The sequence below is a fragment of the Microtetraspora sp. NBRC 16547 genome (assembly GCF_030268965.1).
GTDB lineage: Bacteria > Actinomycetota > Actinomycetes > Streptosporangiales > Streptosporangiaceae > Microtetraspora.
This window is the reverse complement of sequence record NZ_BSSE01000065.1, coordinates 1-3,813: the sequence shown is the minus strand read 5'-3', so window position 1 is coordinate 3,813 and position 3,813 is coordinate 1. Positions and strand designations below refer to the sequence as shown.

General features: G+C 66.8%; 2 protein-coding genes. Both read right to left on the bottom strand.

The window, feature by feature from the left end; translation table 11 throughout:
• Positions 1-21: 21 nt before the first annotated feature.
• A complete protein-coding gene (locus QSK17_RS35540; RefSeq protein WP_502889351.1) occupies positions 22-1,722 on the bottom strand; it encodes an IS1182 family transposase in 1,701 nt (566 codons plus the stop codon).
• Between the two features lie 208 nt (positions 1,723-1,930).
• Complete coding sequence (locus tag QSK17_RS35535) at positions 1,931-3,688, bottom strand: IS1182 family transposase (RefSeq protein WP_285711063.1); 1,758 nt, start codon at positions 3,686-3,688, stop codon at positions 1,931-1,933.
• Between the last annotated feature and the right edge of the window lie 125 nt (positions 3,689-3,813).

The following is a 3,813-nucleotide window of genomic DNA, read 5'->3' as shown; positions in this document are numbered from 1 at the left end:
GACCCTGCTGGCTAACTCGTCTCAGGCCGCGAGAGCGAGTTCTGCCAGTTCGAGGCGGGCAAGGTGGCCGGTGCGGGTCCGGTCGAGTGGGTGCCCGTTCCACCAGGCGTCCAGGCGGATGAGGTTGAGCGCCACGGCGGAGAAGACGTGTTCGAGGTGGACCTTCGCCAGGCCCCGATAGCGGGCCCGGCGAACACCGGTGACCGCGACGGCCTGGCGCATGGTGCCCTCGACTCCGGCGCGGAGCTTGTACTTGTCCTGCCACTCCTTGCTGGTCTGATCGACACGGGCCTGGTCAAGAGCTTGTTGAAGCGGGCGGGCGCGGATGGTGAGCTGGCGTCCACCCTTCTTGGCCGAGGTGCACAAGGAGCGAACCGGACACGGCCGGCAGACCTCGCCGCTGAACTTGACCACGATCGCCTCGGTCTCGCGCTGAGTGCAGGGACTCCACGAGGAACTCGCCTGCCCTTGCGGGCAGATGACCTGCTCGGCGTCCCAGTCGATGGTGAACGCCGAGCGGTCGTAGCCGGCGGCGGCACGGGCTTGTGATGAGTGATCAAGCAGAACCGGGGTGACCAGCGCGATATCGAACCTCTTGCGCGCACTCACGAGGATTTCCGCGGACGGGTANCCGGAAACGAGGNAGTGCTCGGCCGGCAGCAGCCCACGTGCCGCGAGCATCTGGTGGATCTTGCCGGTCATCTGGTTGTCGGGGACGGTCGCGTCCGTGGTGGCCACGTTCGTGATCAGGTTGGGCGGCACGATGTTCTCGCCGTTCTCGCCGTTCTCGCCGTTGGTGTCGCCGTTCGCGCCGGGGGTGGGATGGCAGGTCTCGCTGATGTGGACCTTGTAGCCGTTCCAGAACAGGTCCTCGCCCTTGGCCGCCCACCGGGCATCGATGTCGTAGGGGGAAGTCAGCCGCCATCTTCCGGGCGGCAGTCCCTCTCCGTCGTCTTCGAGGGGCCGCCGCCGCTTGACCACCTCCCGCCCGCCTCGACCGGTGATGCGCACATAGTTTTGAACCAGCATGACCCGCAGCGCGTCGACAGCGGGCAGGTTCCGCAGCCAGACCGGGGAGAACGGCGCGTACACCGCCTCCAGCAGCGCATACCCGTCGGTGCCGTAGGCGACCGCCAACTCCTCCCGTTTCGACTCTGAGGTCGGCAGCCGCCATGAATCGACGCGGGCCCGGTAACGCTGCGCCCATCCGGGCAGCTCCAGGACCCTGCTCGTCCAGCCCGGATCAGCGGCCGAGATCGCCTCCAACGCGGCGCGCACACACTCACCGGCCAACTCCAGCCGGTTCAGATCCCGAACCGCGCTGATCACGTGGGTGGAGTCGGTCCGCTGTTTACCACCCGCCCTCACCAGGCCTTTCTCGCCCAGCTTGGCGAGGAGAAGGTCCAGGGCCTTCTCCTCCAAGCCGTGCTGGAGGACCCGGGTGCGGAACTCACTCAGCACAGATGCGTCGAACCCGGGATCATCCAGCGCTAGGCCGAGGGCGTATTTCCAGCTCAGGTCCATTCTTACGGTCTCGGCGGCTTGGCGGTCGGTGAGGTTGTCCACTCGCTGCAGCACCGTGATCAACGCCAGCCGTCCTGGTGACCAGCCTGGCTTGCCCTCGATTCCGAACGCGACTGCGAACTCCGCGTCGGCGAACAGTTCTCCCAGCTCATCACGGACTCGGACAGGTAATGGCTTCTCGCGTTTACCGCGATGCATCGCCTGGATCGCCGCCGCGATCTGCGGGTCGGGATCCGGCCACGGCCTCGGCTGCATCGACACCGACCACTCCATCCGCGGCCGGATGAGGGGAGAACGGCCGCGCACGGCATGATCTCGGGCTATAACAGCTCAGGTCACGGACCCGACACCCGCGTGTCGCGAGTTAGCCAGCAGAGTCGTTGGTGACCCTGCTGGCTAACTCGGCTCAGGCCGCGAGAGCGAGTTCTGCCAGTTCGAGGCGGGCAAGGTGGCCGGTGCGGGTCCGGTCGAGTGGGTGCCCGTTCCACCAGGCGTCCAGGCGGATGAGGTTGAGCGCCACGGCGGAGAAGACGTGTTCGAGGTGGACCTTCGCCAGGCCCCGATAGCGGGCCCGGCGAACACCGGTGACCGCGACGGCCTGGCGCATGGTGCCCTCGACTCCGGCGCGGAGCTTGTACTTGTCCTGCCACTCCTTGCTGGTCTGATCGACACGGGCCTGGTCAAGAGCTTGTTGAAGCGGGCGGGCGCGGATGGTGAGCTGGCGTCCACCCTTCTTGGCCGAGGTGCACAAGGAGCGAACCGGACACGGCCGGCAGACCTCGCCGCTGAACTTGACCACGATCGCCTCGGTCTCGCGCTGAGTGCAGGGACTCCACGAGGAACTCGCCTGCCCTTGCGGGCAGATGACCTGCTCGGCGTCCCAGTCGATGGTGAACGCCGAGCGGTCGTAGCCGGCGGCGGCACGGGCTTGTGATGAGTGATCAAGCAGAACCGGGGTGACCAGCGCGATATCGAACCTCTTGCGCGCACTCACGAGGATTTCCGCGGACGGGTAGCCGGAATCGAGGTAGTGCTCGGCCGGCAGCAGCCCACGTGCCGCGAGCATCTGGTGGATCTTGCCGGTCATCTGGTTGTCGGGGACGGTCGCGTCCGTGGTGGCCACGTTCGTGATCAGGTTGGGCGGCACGATGTTCTCGCCGTTCTCGCCGTTCTCGCCGTTGGTGTCGCCGTTCGCGCCGGGGGTGGGATGGCAGGTCTCGCTGATGTGGACCTTGTAGCCGTTCCAGAACAGGTCCTCGCCCTTGGCCGCCCACCGGGCATCGATGTCGTAGGGGGAAGTCAGCCGCCATCTTCCGGGCGGCAGTCCCTCTCCGTCGTCTTCGAGGGGCCGCCGCCGCTTGACCACCTCCCGCCCGCCTCGACCGGTGATGCGCACATAGTTTTGAACCAGCATGACCCGCAGCGCGTCGACAGCGGGCAGGTTCCGCAGCCAGACCGGGGAGAACGGCGCGTACACCGCCTCCAGCAGCGCATACCCGTCGGTGCCGTAGGCGACCGCCAACTCCTCCCGTTTCGACTCTGAGGTCGGCAGCCGCCATGAATCGACGCGGGCCCGGTAACGCTGCGCCCATCCGGGCAGCTCCAGGACCCTGCTCGTCCAGCCCGGATCAGCGGCCGAGATCGCCTCCAACGCGGCGCGCACACACTCACCGGCCAACTCCAGCCGGTTCAGATCCCGAACCGCGCTGATCACGTGGGTGGAGTCGGTCCGCTGTTTACCACCCGCCCTCACCAGGCCTTTCTCGCCCAGCTTGGCGAGGAGAAGGTCCAGGGCCTTCTCCTCCAAGCCGTGCTGGAGGACCCGGGTGCGGAACTCACTCAGCACAGATGCGTCGAACCCGGGATCATCCAGCGCTAGGCCGAGGGCGTATTTCCAGCTCAGGTCCATTCTTACGGTCTCGGCGGCTTGGCGGTCGGTGAGGTTGTCCACTCGCTGCAGCACCGTGATCAACGCCAGCCGTCCTGGTGACCAGCCTGGCTTGCCCTCGATTCCGAACGCGACTGCGAACTCCGCGTCGGCGAACAGTTCTCCCAGCTCATCACGGACTCGGACAGGTAATGGCTTCTCGCGTTTACCGCGATGCATCGCCTGGATCGCCGCCGCGATCTGCGGGTCGGGATCCGGCCACGGCCTCGGCTGCATCGACACCGACCACTCCATCCGCGGCCGGATGAGGGGAGAACGGCCGCGCACGGCATGATCTCGGGCTATAACAGCTCAGGTCACGGACCCGACACCCGCGTGTCGCGAGTTAGCCAGCAGAGTCA

Coding starts and splice junctions, on each gene's coding strand:
- QSK17_RS35535 (WP_285711063.1), bottom strand. CDS start 3,688: ATGCAGCCGAGGCCGTGGCCGGATCCCGACCCGCAGATCGCGGCGGCG.